The 16,847-nt window shown below is 45.5% G+C and carries 19 protein-coding genes; 11 read left to right on the forward strand and 8 right to left on the reverse strand.

Going from position 1 to position 16,847, the window contains the following annotated elements; translation table 11 throughout:
* Positions 1-5: 5 nt before the first annotated feature.
* Entirely contained in the window at positions 6-1,640 is a 1,635-nt protein-coding gene (gene nadB, locus AC0KUT_RS09345; RefSeq protein WP_488835370.1) for an L-aspartate oxidase, read from the reverse strand.
* Positions 1,641-1,991: 351 nt separating this feature from the next.
* Between nadB and rpoE the strand changes: the two genes are divergently transcribed.
* From rpoE to arfB, 5 genes are all read left to right on the forward strand, one after another.
* Complete coding sequence (gene rpoE, locus AC0KUT_RS09350; RefSeq protein WP_488835371.1) at positions 1,992-2,582, forward strand: RNA polymerase sigma factor RpoE; 591 nt, start codon at positions 1,992-1,994, stop codon at positions 2,580-2,582.
* A 271-nt stretch (positions 2,583-2,853) separates the two neighbouring features.
* Positions 2,854-3,555, forward strand: coding sequence for a sigma-E factor negative regulatory protein (locus AC0KUT_RS09355; protein WP_488835373.1), 702 nt, complete (start codon positions 2,854-2,856; stop codon positions 3,553-3,555).
* Positions 3,556-3,725: 170 nt separating this feature from the next.
* Positions 3,726-4,718 (forward strand): MucB/RseB C-terminal domain-containing protein, encoded by a 993-nt coding sequence (locus tag AC0KUT_RS09360; protein WP_488835375.1) that lies wholly within the window; start codon positions 3,726-3,728, stop codon positions 4,716-4,718.
* 21 nt (positions 4,719-4,739) lie between these two features.
* Positions 4,740-5,213 carry a SoxR reducing system RseC family protein gene (locus tag AC0KUT_RS09365; RefSeq protein ID WP_488835376.1) on the forward strand — a complete coding sequence of 158 codons (474 nt, stop codon included), beginning with the start codon at positions 4,740-4,742 and terminating at the stop codon, positions 5,211-5,213.
* Position 5,214: 1 nt separating this feature from the next.
* A complete protein-coding gene (gene arfB / locus AC0KUT_RS09370; RefSeq protein ID WP_488835378.1) occupies positions 5,215-5,631 on the forward strand; it encodes an alternative ribosome rescue aminoacyl-tRNA hydrolase ArfB in 417 nt (138 codons plus the stop codon).
* An 8-nt stretch (positions 5,632-5,639) separates the two neighbouring features.
* Here arfB and AC0KUT_RS09375 read toward each other — a convergent pair whose 3' ends face one another.
* On the reverse strand, positions 5,640-6,713 hold the full coding sequence (locus tag AC0KUT_RS09375) for an MJ1255/VC2487 family glycosyltransferase (RefSeq protein WP_488835380.1): 1,074 nt from the start codon (positions 6,711-6,713) through the stop codon (positions 5,640-5,642).
* A 29-nt stretch (positions 6,714-6,742) separates the two neighbouring features.
* Positions 6,743-7,282, reverse strand: a complete 540-nt coding sequence (locus AC0KUT_RS09380) for a phosphatase PAP2 family protein (RefSeq protein ID WP_488835381.1) — start codon at positions 7,280-7,282, stop codon at positions 6,743-6,745.
* A gap of 138 nt (positions 7,283-7,420) precedes the next feature.
* On the opposite strand from AC0KUT_RS09380, the gene AC0KUT_RS09385 reads away from it, so the two are divergent.
* Positions 7,421-7,798, forward strand: coding sequence for a diacylglycerol kinase (locus AC0KUT_RS09385; protein WP_488835382.1), 378 nt, complete (start codon positions 7,421-7,423; stop codon positions 7,796-7,798).
* Positions 7,799-7,873: 75 nt separating this feature from the next.
* Here the strand turns inward: AC0KUT_RS09385 and AC0KUT_RS09390 are convergent, their stop codons facing one another.
* Complete coding sequence (locus tag AC0KUT_RS09390; RefSeq protein ID WP_488835383.1) at positions 7,874-8,071, reverse strand: hypothetical protein; 198 nt, start codon at positions 8,069-8,071, stop codon at positions 7,874-7,876.
* Positions 8,072-8,265: 194 nt separating this feature from the next.
* Here AC0KUT_RS09390 and AC0KUT_RS09395 point away from each other — a divergent pair, with 194 nt between their 5' ends.
* The 3 genes from AC0KUT_RS09395 to AC0KUT_RS09405 all read left to right on the forward strand — a co-directional run bounded on the left by AC0KUT_RS09395 (position 8,266) and on the right by AC0KUT_RS09405 (position 10,162).
* On the forward strand, positions 8,266-8,592 hold the full coding sequence (locus AC0KUT_RS09395; protein ID WP_488835385.1) for a BolA family protein: 327 nt from the start codon (positions 8,266-8,268) through the stop codon (positions 8,590-8,592).
* Positions 8,593-8,696: 104 nt separating this feature from the next.
* A complete protein-coding gene (gene trhO / locus AC0KUT_RS09400) occupies positions 8,697-9,692 on the forward strand; it encodes an oxygen-dependent tRNA uridine(34) hydroxylase TrhO (RefSeq protein WP_488835387.1) in 996 nt (331 codons plus the stop codon).
* 131 nt (positions 9,693-9,823) lie between these two features.
* A complete protein-coding gene (locus AC0KUT_RS09405) occupies positions 9,824-10,162 on the forward strand; it encodes a hypothetical protein (protein ID WP_488835389.1) in 339 nt (112 codons plus the stop codon).
* A 58-nt stretch (positions 10,163-10,220) separates the two neighbouring features.
* Here the strand turns inward: AC0KUT_RS09405 and AC0KUT_RS09410 are convergent, their stop codons facing one another.
* The 4 genes from AC0KUT_RS09410 to fnr all read right to left on the reverse strand — a co-directional run bounded on the left by AC0KUT_RS09410 (position 10,221) and on the right by fnr (position 12,738).
* Positions 10,221-10,742, reverse strand: coding sequence for a hypothetical protein (locus AC0KUT_RS09410; RefSeq protein WP_488835391.1), 522 nt, complete (start codon positions 10,740-10,742; stop codon positions 10,221-10,223).
* A gap of 159 nt (positions 10,743-10,901) precedes the next feature.
* On the reverse strand, positions 10,902-11,279 hold the full coding sequence (locus AC0KUT_RS09415) for a SirB2 family protein (RefSeq protein WP_488835393.1): 378 nt from the start codon (positions 11,277-11,279) through the stop codon (positions 10,902-10,904).
* 64 nt (positions 11,280-11,343) lie between these two features.
* Positions 11,344-11,934, reverse strand: coding sequence for a DUF4202 domain-containing protein (locus AC0KUT_RS09420; protein ID WP_488835395.1), 591 nt, complete (start codon positions 11,932-11,934; stop codon positions 11,344-11,346).
* A gap of 45 nt (positions 11,935-11,979) precedes the next feature.
* Positions 11,980-12,738: a fumarate/nitrate reduction transcriptional regulator Fnr gene (gene fnr / locus AC0KUT_RS09425; RefSeq protein WP_488835397.1), complete on the reverse strand. Its 759-nt coding sequence runs from the start codon at positions 12,736-12,738 to the stop codon at positions 11,980-11,982.
* Positions 12,739-13,256: 518 nt separating this feature from the next.
* On the opposite strand from fnr, the gene AC0KUT_RS09430 reads away from it, so the two are divergent.
* Positions 13,257-16,283 carry a hypothetical protein gene (locus tag AC0KUT_RS09430; protein WP_488835398.1) on the forward strand — a complete coding sequence of 1,009 codons (3,027 nt, stop codon included), beginning with the start codon at positions 13,257-13,259 and terminating at the stop codon, positions 16,281-16,283.
* A 327-nt stretch (positions 16,284-16,610) separates the two neighbouring features.
* On the forward strand, positions 16,611-16,817 hold the full coding sequence (locus AC0KUT_RS09435; RefSeq protein WP_488835400.1) for a cold-shock protein: 207 nt from the start codon (positions 16,611-16,613) through the stop codon (positions 16,815-16,817).
* Positions 16,818-16,847 lie beyond the last annotated feature (30 nt).

The raw sequence follows: 16,847 nt of genomic DNA on the forward strand, positions 1-16,847 counted from the left end.
TAATGCTATCCGTGAATATTATCTTTGCTGACAATAACGTCCTGCCCAGCAAAGTTAGTGGGAACTAGAATGGTGTCGCGTGCAACCGTGGATTTCTTCGGGTAGTCGAGTGAAAAGTGCAAGCCTCGGCTCTCTTTGCGCTCATGGGCTGAACGAATAATTAGTTCGGCGACAGTGGCAAGATTGCGCAGTTCGATCAAGTCGCTACTGACTTTATAGTTGCTGTAATACTCCGCAATTTCTTTCTGTAAGAGTTTTATGCGATGCGTTGCGCGCTCAAGCCGTTTGTGTGTGCGTACTATGCCAACGTAATCCCACATAAAACGACGCAACTCATCCCAGTTATGTGAAATTACTACATCTTCATCTGAGTCTGTAACGCGCGTATCGTCCCACTCTGGCGATTTGTCGGGGGTGTGGATATTGCCCAGTTGCGCTTGAATGTGCATGGCGGCAGATTGGGCGTAAACAATACATTCTAATAAAGAGTTACTTGCCATGCGATTGGCGCCATGAAGGCCGGTGAAGGTTGTCTCGCCTATTGCATAGAGGTGCTGAAGATCTGTTTGTCCATTTTTATTGACCACAACGCCTCCGCAAGTGTAATGAGCGGCAGGTACGACGGGTATGGGTTCGCGGGTAATGTCTATACCGAATTCAAGGCAGCGGGCTTTTACGGTTGGAAAGTGCTCGTTAATGAATTCAGCGGATTTGTGGGTGATATCCAAGTAAACACAATCGCAACCTAGGCGTTTAATTTCATGGTCAATGGCGCGTGCGACTATATCTCTGGGTGCGAGTTCTGCGCGCTCATCAAAGCGCGGCATAAAACGTTCACCGTTAGGTAGGCGTAAGTAGGCGCCTTCACCGCGTAAGGCTTCGGTAATTAAAAAGTTCTTCGCTTTGGGGTGGAATAGACAGGTGGGATGAAATTGATTGAATTCCATATTGGCAACACGACAGCCTGCGCGCCATGCCATAGCAATACCATCGCCACTGGCGCTATCAGGGTTGCTGCTGTAAAGGTAAACCTTACTTGCGCCGCCTGTTGCCAGCACTACCACTTTAGCTTGGAATAGCTGTACCACATCGGCGTGGTGATCGAGTACGTAGGCACCACTGCAGCGTAATTTACGCGAATCTGAGTCTGCCTGTGTGATGAGGTTGAGCGCGACGTGATGCTCAAATAAATCAATGTTCTTTTGGTTGCGGAGTTGATCAATAAGCGTGGAGTGAACTGCTTGGCCTGTGGCATCGGCGCTATGGATGATGCGCCTGTGGCTATGGCCTCCTTCTTGGGTGAGGTGGTAGTCGCCGTTTGCCGGTTCTTTGGTGAAGTTGACCCCTTGATCTATAAGCCACTGTATCGCTGACTTACTGTTTTCTACAGTAAAGCGCACGGCATCTTCGTGGCAGAGTCCTGCGCCGGCAATAAGTGTATCAGTCACATGAGCGTCAATAGAATCCTGATCGTCTAAAACAGCAGCTATGCCACCTTGAGCAAACCAAGTAGAGCCGAGGTTGACGGCATTTTTACTGAGCACTGCAATTCTGGCCTTCGCTGCTAAGCTCAATGCCAAGGTCAATCCGGCGGCGCCAGAGCCAATGACCAGAACATCATATTGATAGTGTCGATTCATGCCTATACATCCGGTGTGCGCCTTGCGAGGCGAAATTCGCGCCAGTATACCAAGCTTGTATAATCAGGCGAGGCAAAATACGCGGTTATAAGGCAATTTGGATGAGCAGTTGTTTGTTTTACGTCTTTAGTTGGATTGCTGCGCTAATTTAGGTCCACGTGTTGGTTGAATTTGTCCGTATAATCGGCCGTGCTGAACTTATCCATACGACTTCTGTCTATAAGCCGGCTTGCTTTAATAGTGTTTTGATCCAATTGCGATTGGTTCTAATAAGATAATGTCTGGGCAAATTGCCAATGTTAATAATCCACCTTGGATCATGAAAATACCGAGGGGTTTGGGGGTTTTAGAATGACAGCGCAACAAGCGCCCGATGTTGACCAACAATTGGTCGAGCGAGTTCAAAAAGGCGATAAGCGCGCATTTGATTTGCTGGTAATTAAATACCAACACAAGGTAATGGCGGTGATTAGTCGCTTTATCCGTGATCATGCGGAAGTTCAGGATGTTGCTCAAGAGGCTTTTATCAAAGCCTATAGGGCGTTGCCTAACTTTCGTGGAGATAGTGCTTTTTATACTTGGATTTATCGTATTGCCATTAATACGGCAAAAAACCACATAGTTGCCCGCAATCGTCGCCCTCCAGCGAGTGATGTTGATATGGATGATGCTGAGTTTTTTGCGGGCAATGATGCTATGCATGAAATGAACACTCCAGAGCGCAATTTATTGCGCGATGAGTTGCAGGACACTATCGAATTGGCCTTTCGTGACTTGCCAGATGATTTACGTACGGCGGTAACGCTGCGGGAAATTGATGGATTAAGTTATGAAGAAATAGCTGAGGTTATGGAATGCCCAGTAGGCACCGTGCGCTCGCGGATATTTCGAGCACGTGAGGCTATTGATAAACGTATTAAGCCCTTGCTGAGTGAAATTTAAGCGTTGGTTGTTGGGGCGAGGACACAGAGCGAGGTAAAAACTTGCACAATTCTTTCTAAGTTGTTGAACTATTCGCCAATCATTGAGTCATAAAACCCATAAGCACTCTTGTTTTAAGCATAAGCCAAGTATGGTCTATGTAGAGTTAGAGACTGGTTTAGGTGCCGTGCCACTTAGGTTTTATAGGTGTTTTGCTTGGTGTTTAGATTGGTATGTAGATTAAATCAAAGTATATTCATATTAATTTTCTTAAAGTAGAGGCACTTTACGCATGACCGAGCAAACTTCAGTTAGCACGCTTGGCGAGTCTTTATCGGCACTGATGGATAATCAAGTGTCTGAGTTAGAGTTGCAGCGTTTGCTCAAAGCAAGCGTGAATGATTCTGAGTTACAGGCTACTTGGTCTCGCTATCAAATAACAAGTGCGGCACTGCGCGGCGACTTGCCTGTGTTGGCTCCACGTAATTTTGCTGGTGGTATAAGCGCGGCTTTGGAAAATGAAGAAACCTACAGTGATGTGAATTCTAACGCATCTTCTTCTACATCATCTGTTGCTCAGCCCTGGTGGCAGCATTTAGGTCGAGTTGCTATCGCGGCTTCAGTTGCTGGCGCCATGATTGTAGGTGTGCAGCAATATGAAAGCGTTCCAATCGTTGCTAATGTTGCGGTCAATACCCAGCAAGCTACACCTGAAGCAGAATATACAGAAAATAAAGCAGCAAATTTACCTTCCGGTATGAATGCTCCAGCACTGTCGGCGCGTACTGTTGCTATGGAGAGTGGTTATGAGGCTCGCCCACAAGAGAATCGTCGTGTAATGTTTGTGCCGCGTCAGACGACTGCGCCTGTATATAATGAAGATATTAGCGCCTATGTAAACCAGCTTATTGAAGAGCATTCGGATAATGCGTCTTTAAATAGTGGTCAAGGTATGTTGCCTTATACGCGGGTAATACTCACTGAAGAAGAATGATTTGTTGATTCTCTTTAAGTAAAAGTCGCGCCCCTATGGCGCGATTTTTGTTTCAAGCGTAACTCTCCTCGCGATAACCCTGTTATTTTTCTAGTGGTGTACATAAGTTGATTACTCTCAAGTGTAGGCTTGCTATGCTACTTTCTTTGCCCTCGATTACAGAGCCTATCATGCGCACCTTTTTTATTGTTTCAATTTTCGCCTTAGTATTTTTTGTGCTTCCAGTGGGAGCTGAGACTGGCGCTGCTAAAATTCCACAAGTTGACTCTGGCTCTGCAATGGATGCAACAGAATCTATTCGGGTAGCTATGTTGCTTAAAAAAATGACTGAGGCTTCGCATAGCTTTAACTATCAAGGCGTGTTTACTTACCTGCATAAAGATAACCCCAATTTGCAAAGTTTTAAGGTTACTCATTGGCTGGAAAACGGCGTGGAGTACGAACGCTTGCAGCACCTTAATGGTTTGGATCGCGAGGTGTTGCGTACGGGTAAGGCACTAGGTTGTAGCTCCTTGGGCGATGAATTGCTGCAAGGCAAGTTGGGTAAGCTAGGGGCAAATGTAGCGCAGCTAGATAAGTTTTATAAATTTGAAATCCGTGGTCCAGAGCGAATTGCTGGGCGTATGGCGACAGTGTTGTTGGCGCTACCGCTGGATCAATTTCGCTATAGCTATTTCTTAAGTATTGATGATGAAACTGGATTGGTGCTTAAGTCTTGGTTGGTGGACGAGGCAGCAAGCCCTTTGGAACGGTATCAGTTTATCGATCTTAATCTCAACCCTGATCCGCGCCAGCTTAAAGTTCTCCCTCCTGCCAAGTTGAGTATTGCAGCCAGCCCCCAGTTGGCTGAGTGTAATCCGGCAGAAGTTAAAGAGCCGAGTGGCTGGCAGTTAAAGTGGGTTCCGCCGGGCTTTGCATTTGTAGCTCAGCGCCACGTTAGGCAAGAAATTGATATGTTGATGTATACCGATGGTTTAACGACATTTTCGGTATTTATTCAACAGGCTGAAGGGGCAAGCCCCCAGGGAGTTGCGCAGCGCGGAGCCACATTGGCCGTTATGGATGCATTGAGATATCACGATAAAAATTATAGAGTGACAGTTGTAGGAGAAATACCCATAGTCACCGCACAAAAAATTGCCCAAAATTTGGTGGGCAATTAATTTGTTAGCACGAGATAGCTTATGATTATTGAAACAGGTCGTATAGTATCGATAGAAGCTGAAGGAGTTTGGGTGGAAACCATCCGCCGTTCTACCTGTGGAAGCTGTAAAGCTGAAAAGGGTTGCGGTCAAAGTCTTATGGCTAAATGGGGTGGAAGCGCCGCGTATCTGTGGGTTTTACTCGAAGGGCGAAGCCCGCAGTCTTATGTATTAGGCGAAGAAATTCAGATTGGTATTCCTGAAGAGGTTGTCGCTAAAGGCTCAATGCTTGTTTATATTCTACCTCTCGTAGTTATGATGGTGGCGACATCTATCGCACAATGGGCCTACGGTAGTGAAGGTATTACTACACTCAGTGCTTTTGGAGGGCTTTTTTTAGGTGGGTTCATAGTGCGTTGGTATTCTCACCGAATTCGCTTCGATAGTCGTTTGCAGCCTGTGTTGGTCGATGAGCGTAAGCCATTACATTTTTATACAGCTGCTGAGCAATATTAATATGCTGCGCGTGAATGCTAGTATTGTAATTCCCATGCGCGATATCGAGCTTACAGCTATGAGGGCTCAGGGGGCTGGTGGGCAAAACGTCAATAAGGTGTCTAGTGCGATACATTTGCGGTTTGATATTCCTAATTCTTCACTGAGTGATTTTTGCAAGGCACGTCTTTTAGCATTAGATGACAGCCGTATATCCTCTCAGGGGGTGTTAATAATTAAGGCGCAACGTCATCGCACCCAAGAAAAAAATCGCGATGATGCTTTGGCGCGACTTCAGCAGCTCATTTTAGGTGCCGTGAAAATTGAGAAGCCGCGCCATGCGACTAAGCCAAGCTACTCTGCAAAACAAAAGCGCATGAATGCCAAAACACAGCGCGGTAGTATTAAAGCTGGGCGTAAGATTACAAGCTTCGACTAACTTCCCCGCTAGGGTTGCCTTGCTAAGCCCCCTTCTTCCGAAACAGTATTAATATCTTTTTTCTTTAAATCTGACCAGAGCTGCCGTTGTAGGTGCTCAATATTTTCACCGCGATGATGAAGCAACCAATCAACAAGTGCTTTTGCTACATCGGGATATTGGTGTGGTTGCGGCGCCCGCAAGGGTAGCCAGCGACCTATGGCTGCCTCTGTCAATTCGCTCGCGACTGAACCAAAACCTAATTGGTCAAGTGCAAGGGCATTGGATTTCTGTTCCATTTGCCCCGCTACAGGTTGCACTAGAATTTTTTTCCCCAATTGAATGGCTTCACTTGGTAATTCAAATCCTGCGCTGCAAATCACGCCCTCACAACGATGTAAATCTTGTTGAAACCCCTCTCTTGAAAAGGGGCGAACATGTATGTGCCCTTCGTCGTAGGCTTTGGGTACAGGCTGATAAATATAGAAATCATAATCTGGAAAAGCACGCAATTGCGGCACTATGTCATCGAGACCCGCAAAGGGTAAATAAACCACATAATGCCTTGGCGTTGATGTATTGGGATAGTGTGATGGCTCAACCAAGGGGGGCAATATAGGTTGATTGAAGTGATGCCAATGTAAACCAATTGGTTGGCTGACAGGTGCAAAATTGCGCATAAACCAGCTGACAAATGGATTGCCACCTTTCTTGGGTATGTTGTATAGAAAAGCATTTTGATGGGAGATGCCTATGACCTTTTTCCCTGCACGCTTGGCGGCCCAGGCTGAAACAGGTTCAAAATCATTAATAATAAAATCGTAACCTTCAACGTTAACTTTTTTAGTGTCTTGAATGAGTTGGCCTATATTCGCTTGCAGTGCCGTTTTCAAATAAAGAATTCTACCGCTTTGTGTGGCGAAGGTTAGGCCGCGAAAAACTTGATAGTCTCCAAAAGCTTCCATGTCAAAAAAATCTTTGCGCTCTCTGCCGGAGAATACCCAATCAACTTCTACACCAACATCAGCCAATGCTTTCGCCATAATGCGGGCGCGGGTGATGTGACCATTTCCTGTGCCTTGAACTCCGTACAATATTTTCATGCAATTTCCGCCTGATATATGAAGAATTATTACAGCCCTACAAGTAACGAGTGCAGGTAAACACCCAGAAATGCGCAGCTGCTGCCAAGTATGGCGCCAGCGACTAAATCGGTGGGGTAGTGCACGCCAAGCAGTACACGGCTAGCGCCTATGGCACTCGCCCAAATAAAGCATGGAACAGCAAAGGCTGGATAAAAATTTGCAACTAAACAGGCAAATAAAAATGCGGCCGCAGTGTGGCCAGATGGAAAACTAAATTGATCTGAGGGGGTAATCCACGCTTGATAGCAATCTAATTTTGCGGCTGGTCTATCACGCTTTATGAGATTTTTTAAAAGTAAATAGAGGCTGACATCAAAACTGTAGGCGATAATACCAGCCCAAAAAAATGTTACGCCAACGCGAGGCTCGAATGCCAGCAGCATCAGAGCAAGGCATAAATAGACTAGGCCATCACCAGTGTGAGAAATAAATCTGACCGATTTACGATATTGAAAACGTTTTGTCACATGCACCCACAAGAATGCCAGTGTGTCCAAGTGATGGACTCTTTGTAAAAATGTGTTCATGATTCACCGCCTTTAGTGAATGAAGTTAATTGTCTTGAACGAACTAAAACATCACCTAATGAGTCTCCCACGGGACTGTGACTCTTCTGTGAATACTTTGTGACCGTGGGGTTACAGCCTTAACCTTTGGAGCTTTGAATGAGTAAACCAGGTAAGACCGGCATGACACGTGTGATTGATGCCTTCGGCTATTCGATGAAAGGGTTGCATGCCACTTGGAAATACGAGGCCGCTTTTCGCCAAGAAGTGGTGTTGGGTGTGATTTTAATGCCTATAGCTTTTTGGTTGGCGCAAACTCATATTGAGTTGATACTTTTATTGGCAAGTATTTTTTGGGTGTGGATGGCGGAGTTAGCTAACTCTTCGGTAGAAGCTGTGGTGGATCGTACGGGTTCCGAGAAGCATGAATTGTCGGGAAGAGCTAAGGATATAGGCTCAGCATTGGTATTTGTGAGCTTGATTCTGCTTGCGGTAGTTTGGGGGTTGGTAGCCTACAACCGTTTTGTGGGTTTATAGATTTATTCAATTTAGAGGTTATGCAGGAAGACTGCTGCGCACCAAACGCTAAAGAGTTCGGTGCGCTGCCAGCTTTTAATGTTGAGTATCGGAGTGGGCCAGATTCATTTGCGCCAAATAATCTTCTTCTATAGCGCGCCCGACTGATCGACGCTCTACAGACTTACGACGCTTACGGTGATAGATATCCAGTGGCATATTTTTGCATGGATCACGGTCAAGGCGACGGTCTTGCCCCTTGCGTCGGTCAAAAAAGAACTTATGTTCATTCATTGGTTTAGCTTCTGTAAGAAATAGATTATTTTTATGATTAAAGGGTGTTTATGGAGTGCAATACTATAAAAACGCACCTTGATTGCGCGAGATCAACACAGTGTAGATCTTTAGGGCTAAAATACCCCTGATTTTTTTGTAAAAAAGTTTACGGCCAGCTGGGTCACTCAAATAGATAGCAAAAGTAACTGAGTATGAGCATGAATGACGTGAAAGACCGCATAGTTTCTAAGTTGGAAATTGATTTTGAGCCCTTATTTTTAGAAGTTCAGAACGAGAGCCATATGCATTCTGTTGCCCCAGGCTCCGAATCACACTTTAAGGTCACCTTGGTGTCTTCCCAATTTCAAGGCAAGCGTCAAGTTCAGCGCCATCAAGCTATTTATGGCTGCCTAGCGCAAGAATTGCAGCAAGGCGTTCATGCCTTGGCTCTTCATACCTTCAGCCCTGAGGAGTGGCAGGCGCAGCGCCAGGTTCCTGCATCACCGCAGTGTTTGGGTGGCAGCAAGCATGAGCATTAGGCCAATGCAGGTGCAATTTCTCTGGTTGAGTAAAAAGTAATCGCCTATAATCGCCTTAAAATTTGAATCTGCTCTTTTTGAGCTATGTGATGTGTAATAAGTCTATGAATCCCACTATTGTTGCTGCCCTCTATAAGTTTGTAACACTGCCCGATTACCAATCTATAGCCCCTCGCCTTAAGGACCTCTGTGATCATTTAGGGCTAAAAGGAACCTTATTACTGGCGGAAGAGGGTATTAATGGCACTGTATCAGGTACCCGCGAGGCTATTGATGGTCTTATCACTTTTCTTATAGAAGATGATCGTTTTATTGGCTTGAGTCATAAAGAGTCGATCTATGATGAGCAGCCTTTTTATCGCATGAAGGTAAAGCTGAAGCAAGAGATAGTGACTATGGGGATTAGGGGTATTGACCCTAAAAAAATTGTGGGTACCTATGTGAAACCTCAAGACTGGAATGCTTTGATTAGTGATCCTGAGGTTATGGTCGTTGATACACGTAACTCTTATGAGTTCAATATAGGCTCATTTGAGGGGGCTGTTGATCCTAAAACGGAGACCTTCCGTGAGTTTCCTGCCTATGTCGCTGAGCATCTTGATCCTGCGAAACATAAAAAAGTGGCGATGTTTTGTACTGGCGGTATTCGATGCGAGAAGTCTACAGCCTATTTAAAAGAGCAAGGATTTGAAGAGGTCTATCACCTCGAAGGCGGTATTCTCAAATATTTAGAAGAGGTGCCAGAAGAGCAGAGTCTTTGGCGCGGTGAATGTTTTGTGTTTGATAATCGCGTTGCGGTTAATCACAAGCTAGAAAAGGGTATCTACGACCAGTGTCATGGCTGTCGTCATCCGATTACGGAAGCGGATAAGCTCTCTGAGCACTATATGGCAGGAGTAAGCTGCCCACGTTGTTACGATCAATTGACGGCAGAGCAAAGAGGGCGATTTGCTGAGCGTCAAAAACAAATTGAATTGGCGCATCAACGTAATGAGCCGCATTTAGGGGCATTACCACCTGAGCGGCAGATACGGGCGCTCAAAAAGAAGGTTCACCGTGATGAGCAGCGGCGCAGCGCTCAAAAAGTACAAGGCGTGTAAGATAGCTGCATAACTACGGTTAATCTAGAATGAATTCTTAATGATTCTACGTTAGATAGAGAATAGCTATTTTGTCACATAAATGGATTATGGTTTAATGCCCATGTCCTTAATCTCCAGTTGTGGTATTTATGAATTTTGATGATTGGGTGGCCGATGCGGCTGCTGGTACCGCCACTCATGCCAGTGGTTTTAGTTTGCGTATTGAAGGTAGCCTCAAAGATCCTTCAGATGTTTATCCTGGTAAGTTTCCTGAGGGGTTAAGTTTTATTGAGCAGGCGCGCTTGCTGCGCTCTGGGCTAGAGTTTTTGGCTAAGACGTCTTCTCATGCTTCTGTTGCTTGGCAGTCGAGCAGTGCGCAAGATGCTAAGTCCGTGGCAATACGCGAACGCGAGGAGCTTGCTCGTCAATTTGCAGAGCGTGCAGACAAGCCGCAACGATCGGTGTTGTCGCTAAAAAAATCGTCGTAATGAAACATAAAAAAACCGCTGTAGCCAATGGCTACAGCGGTTTTTTTATGTTTGTTGCTTACATTAATCCGCGGCGCTGCAATTCTAGATAGTGGTCATCAACGAGCTTGAATAGCTGGTCGAATTTATCAGTTGCAGGTTGGGTGACAACGCTCAGTACTTCATCTGCAACGGGGCGTCGCAACATGATATTTTTCAGTTCTATTGCAACCTCATCCATCGTCTTTAGTATCTTTTCGGACGTTTCTTTAGTGCGGAAGATATAACCTTGATCAGTAAGCTTTAAATAGTTATTGCACTCTTCCAGCCAGTCTTTACGCTGGGTAACATAGTTGCGAATATTTTTGGCTCCGCCGCGATGAGCAGTTTGTACCAGCTGTGTCTCGCGGTAAGTTTTAAGGCTTTTGGACCCGCGTAAAATAAAGTCTTGCGCAGTCGATTTGCAGTATTTGGCGTTGAGATAACTGGCAAACTTGATGTTGTTTGCGGTCTCTGCTTTTTCGCGTTTACAGGCCTCATCACAGCTAAAGCTGGCTTGAGATAGGCTTAACAGCAGTAGGGCGTAAATAATTGATCGCATAGGGGCTCGCCATTTATTAAAGTTATGAGAAGGGAGAACTTCTATAGTGTTGTTAAAGACACAGCCCCAGTGTGGGCAAGTTTTATCAATATTTCAAGTTTTGTGCGCTAATCGGTTGCCAGCTATCAGTTTTTATTGACGGCTGGCAGTTTGGCTGGGCTAGTTTAGGAATCCCATGGGACTCTTGGTAATAGCAACACTCACGATATAGGCAAAGACTATGAGTGCATCCACCCAGAGAATTTTGCGTGCGAGAGGACTGGGGAGCTTAAATGCGGCTACTCCAAGGACAATATAGACCACTAAACCAATTATTTTGGCCAAAAGCCAGGGTTGGTTGCCGGGTGAGAGGTGCAAATGGACCGCTAAGATAATGCCGCTTAGCAGCATAATGGTATTGATGATATGCGGAGCAATGCGCACTATTTTCTTGTCGAGCATACTGGAGTTTATAAACATCCAAATGCCGCGCACGACAAATGTTAAAAGTGCTAGGGCAACAAAAGTTAAATGAATGTGTTTTAAAAGCATATACATGGGTGCTTCCTTTTTGTGGTGGCTATATATTGGGGTTCGATGTGGGCTAGGTGATGAATGTGGTCTAGTCGCCCTTAAGTGCTTTACCTACAAGTGCAAGCATGGCATCAGAGAGCGGTAATTTTAAGGCTGCTGTGTGGCCATCCGCAGACATTTTGTTCCAAGTTTTGCGAATGATATCGATGAGTTTTTCTTCCGTATGCTTATTGGCAAAATCTTTTAGGTAGAATTCAATAAACACAAGGCAGATAACATCTTCAAGAGTTTGAACTTCGTTATCGCGCTTGAGACTGCGCTTGAGGAGTAAATCCTTAACACGTAGTACGTCCTCTTCACCATACCCCTGAGCTGCCATAATATTGCCAGCTTGCTCGCCATGAAATGCAGCTAAATCCAACCGCCATTTTTTATAGCCCTGACGGTCCATGGGGTAGTTGCTGCGTGGAATTTTCCAACGGCAAATATGTTGGCTGCGCGCAGCGAGTTGCAGTAGGTCTGAAGCTGTTGGACAAAATTGTGCAAGATGATGACTCATGCGTTGCGCATAAAGCCACTCCTTGGCGATCATTTTTCCTTCAAAGGGCTCTTGGTTTGGGTCTTGTAGATTTTCTTGATCAAATGCATTAAGTGTTTTTTGTAGCATAGATAGAGTCATAAATACCTGAACTTAATTGGAGGGCGAGATATTGAATGAAGCGCTTTAGCACTGAGGTTTACCATTGGCAATTTGGCGCAACTGATCCATGTCTTTGATGAAGATTTCTTTTTTATCAACCTGTAGGATCGTCTGCTTTTGCAAACGCGTGAAAATTCGGCTCACGGTTTCTATCGTAAGTCCTAAATGATTGCCTATATCGGTACGTGACATAGGTAAACGAAAGGCATTGGCTGCTAGCTGACGGCGACTGTTACGTGCGGAAATGCTGAGCAATAGAGCTGCTATACGCTCTTCGGCGCTGCTTTTGCTCAAGAGCGTAATAATTTGCTGGTCTTGATTGATTTCACGGCTCATGAGCTGGAAAAAATGGCGTTGCAAGTTGGGGATTTGCAGGCTCAACTCTTCCATTCTATCAAAGGGGATCTCACATACGGATGAGGTTTCAAGTGCTATGACGGAATTAATGTAGCGGTTATCTGCTAAGCCATCCATGCCTACCACCTCGCCAGGAAGATAAAATCCGGTGATTTGTTCATCGCCATTTTCGCTTAGGTTAATTGCTTTAACCGCACCTGAGCGAATGGCATATACCGACTGAAAAGGTTCGTTGGCTGAGTAGAGGTGGTCACCTTTTTGTAGCGGTTTGCCGCGTTGAACTATCTTGTTGAGCTTATCGATATCCTCCAAATGGAGGCTGATGGGCAGGCAGATGGTGTTTAATCTGCAATTGCTACAGTTTACTTTTTTGTCGTGCGGGCAACTGGCATCTTGGGTTTTAACCGTGGTATGGGCAATGGTCATAATATGAGCCTCTAAAATGTGCCGCTAAGTACGCACTTAAATATGGCCCTGATTGTTACAGCTTTGGCCATGGGGGTAAATAGTTGATTTTGTCTTGGGAATATTAGAGGCAAAGATTACCTTTACTGCTATTTCGGTCGCACCTGATTCTCGGTGTCAATGGAGGTGCTTATAATGCTGACCAATGCGCTTAATAGGTGAGGGAAAGTTGGAAAAGTTTAAGTTAATCAAAGAGATGAAATAAGAAAAAGCGCTAAACAGTTTTGACTTTCCGCCGTCCAAATCTTTATAGTACTGATAGTTCTCCTGTTATTTGTCGCGCTGGCGCTTTATCTTTAGGTTCAAGCTATTCCTCGGCGCTGAAGTATGGTCGTTGAGGTATGGTTTTGAGGGTATCCTTAATTGCTGTATTTTCTCGTATCAAATTTTCATTCCAATTTTACTCGGCTTATAGGTTGATGTTGGTTCGGTATTACTGATTGGTGACAAGCAAGTTTTACAATAATAAAGAGAGCAGAATGTATAAATTGATTTTTAGTGGTGAATTGCGCACCGGCTTTGAACGAGAAGAAGTCGTTACCAATTTGGCGCAGTTATTAAAGCAAACGCCCGATACCGTAGCGCAGCGTTTTTTTACAGGGCACCCTTTGGTCATTAAGAAGGTGGAATCTCTGGCACTTGCTAAGCAGTGGTATGGCGCTTTCGCAAAAGCAGGAGCGGTATTGCGTGTCACTAAAGATGCTGTAAAAAGCGAAATTGCAGACACGGTTACTACCGCTAAAGCTCGTTCAGACGTTGAAGTGACGGCTTCCTCAAACACAGACGTTCGAAATGATTTTGATGAGTCTAAGCACGAAGATGATGACTTTGTGCAAGATACATTCATGTCCACGCCTTATTTTGCTTATTTGAAGATGGGCGCTATAGCGTTAATTTTTGTATTAATAGGTGTATTGATTTGGGTTACTCGCCCAATATGGCAGCAGTCAGATTTGGGGCCAGAACAAGAGCAATTGGTGTCAGCCTTGGCGAGCAAAGAGCTCTTGGCGCTCGGTCACGTTGATATGGCCCAGTTAAATACTCGATTGCTGGCCAGTGCTGATTTGGCCAGCCTGCCAGGAGTAGGTAAAGATTTGCTTGGCAGTCTAGAGCAAGCAGGCATTAATGTGCGCACAGAGATAACACATCTCTGGGGGGGGGCTTATTTGCAGGAACCCCAAGGGCAGCAAAAACAACCGCCTCAGTTGCTGTGGGTGCTTGATGGGCAATTTACGCCGAAGCAATTCCGAGAATGGTTTAAGCAGCGTTATCACATAGAAGAGGAGACAGCCACAGGTCTAAGCTTTAGTCGAATTGATGCGGCTAGCTGTGAAAAGCTGCCGCAAGAAACAGCACTTATTAGTTCCTCTCGAATTATTGTGGGTCCAGCCGCGCAGGTTGAGCGCCTGCAAGCTCGATTGAAATCTGGGGCGAGCGCAGTCAAAGATTTGACGCAATGGCAGTCGCTTAGCCGCAGGCAAATGGTTTCTTTTGCGATCTTTGCACCTCAAGAGTCGGCGTTAGCGGCAACAGCCATGAACGGTGTGGCGGGCTTGTTGCTGCAGCCAGTGACCGCAGATAAAGCCAGATTAGAGCAGGTTAGTGGGCTTTACTTGGGGCTCATCCCAGTTGCTGCCCCCTTGGGTGTTGAGTTCAGTGCAGTTCTTGCCAGCGCAGATAAGGAATTTATCAATACCACCGAGGCGAGCATGAATGAGACCTTGGCGGAGACACAGGAGCGAATCGCACAAGATTGGCCAGAGGCTCTCGCGCTGTATAAGCGTGTGCGCTTGAGCCAATCAACGGGGCAGCTGCGTTTCGCATTACGCTTTGATGAAAACCTTTCTCAAGAGCTTCAATCCTTAGTCGCATCCTTTTTTTCTAGAAGTTTTTCATTACCTGCAGGGCAGGAGGCTAATGGAGATGAGCAGTTAGAAGAAAGCCCGCATACTTTTGTTGAGTTGCAGGCAGCAAATTTTCCTCCTTACGAAGAAGTGGCTCAACTTAATAGTGCATTTCGGGCGCAGGTTACAGCGGGCCCCTTTGGTGTGGCGATGAACAGCCTTGAACTCACTGAAAAAGGTATGGAGTTGGACTTGAATGTGCAGGCATTTAACCTGCCTAACTTAGGTGAAGAGTCTGCTGCTATAGAGCTGCGCATTAAGGATGTGCTCGATAAATCGGGCAATTCTCTCTTGGTTACCTCCCTGTGTGGCCCCGACGAGCTTCACGAAGCAGCACCTATAAATCTCGTATACAAAGGGGCAAACTTTGAAAATGGAGAGGCGGAAACCTACATCTCTATTACCGGGAGTAAAAAAATAATTCTCCCTAAAAACGTAGATCTAACATCTATCGGCACCATAGTGGGCAGCCTAGATTACAATTTGCCGCTGACATTTGAGCGCATTAGGGTCGAGGCGCCATTTGCGGGCAAGGTTATCGAAGCGCAAGGCGTGCGTTTGAAGTTTATGAGTTCAGCTCCTAATAGCCTGCGTTATGAGTATTCAGGCAACACCACGGCGCTCTTGCAGGTCAATGGCTTAAATACTGCTGGTCAAGTGCTAGCGACCTCGGGATCTACTCGATCGGATGTATTCTTCTCGTCCGCTAAATCCGCCAGTGTTAATTATCGCGGTAACCCGGCGGCGGTAGAAATTATACTGGCGCGCGCGCTAGAGCCGTCTAGCTACAATTTCCAACTCACTCAAATAGAGCCTGCAAATAAAGAATTCCTCATGGAGGAGTCCTCTCTGGGTGCTTTTACAACTGAGCAGCTAACTGCGCTGAAGAAAGCTGCCGCGCCACAAGTAACCTTTAACTATCGAGAGCCTAACTACGTCTTGCCACTTGGGCCTAGTGTTGTGGCGGTAGATAGTCTTGATGTGGACAAACATTTTGGTTTGTCATTGAACGCTCGTGTATTTGTGGCAGATAGTTTATTACCCTTGGCGAGAAAATTGGGTGCAGCGCAGTTATTTATCGATGAGGTGGTTGATAATGCGGGCGTTGCTCATCCGCTCGCCTATAGCGCCGGCATTGCCTTTGAGCCATTAGGTTATTTCGTTAACGGTCTTTTTCAGCCAAATGAAGAGCAGCCTTGGTTAAGTGGTGACATGCAGTTGCGTGCGGATGTAAGTGATGTTGACTCTATCAGTCTTGCGCGTGGACATCTGCGTTTTAATGCTGCTGTCGATACTTACAGTTTCTCTATACCTTTTCGATTTGGTATGACCTGGGGTGGCGATAAAATGCAGTTGGCGCTGATTCGTTGGGAAGAGGGCAATTTAATCTTCAGTGCTGAGGGTGATTTATCTGATTTGGTCGATATTAAAGCTCTGGCGGCGGATGGAACGCAAATCAGTCGCCCTGCGCGCTTAAGTCACTATTTTGGGCGTCCACGTATTGCATTAGAAGTCAGTCAGATTCCCGCTAAAATTGAATTTACCTTAGCGCAATCTCTGCAAAAAATGGATTACCCCTTTGAATTGAGGCCGACGAAATAACGATCACTTTGTCGTCTTAAGTCGTGAGGGGTTACGATAGTGCTATGTAATTCAGAGTTTGATTCAGAGTGTAAGCTAACTCGCCGATTTACATGCTGTTAATACTAAGGGGTAAAATTAAGCCTTTACAGGAGCTGAACGGGGGAATATATTGTTTTCGCTGGTAAGTCCGCAGCATTATTTATGGTAAGTCACCGCGTTGTTCTAGCAGTTTTTCTATTAGCACCTCGTTTTGTTTTTTCATAAGTAACATCTGAATCCGCCAGCAGGCTCCATACTGGAGTTTTCAAATATTATTTTTTATTGCACAGAGCATCGAGGTTTATTATGGCTAGAAGTACTGGTACCGTTAAATGGTTTAACGAGTCTAAAGGTTTTGGTTTCATCGCGAGCGAAGCGGGTGAAGACGTATTTGTACACTACAGCGCTATTACAGGTGCAGGTTTCAAAACCTTGGCTGAAGGCCAAAAAGTAGAATTCGATGTTAAGCCAGGTCAAAAAGGCCCACAGGCTGAAAATGTAACAGGCGTTTAATCCTGTATTACGGCTACGTGTAGCGAATAA

It is taken from the genome of Cellvibrio sp. 25HG11W-0, from assembly GCF_057815475.1.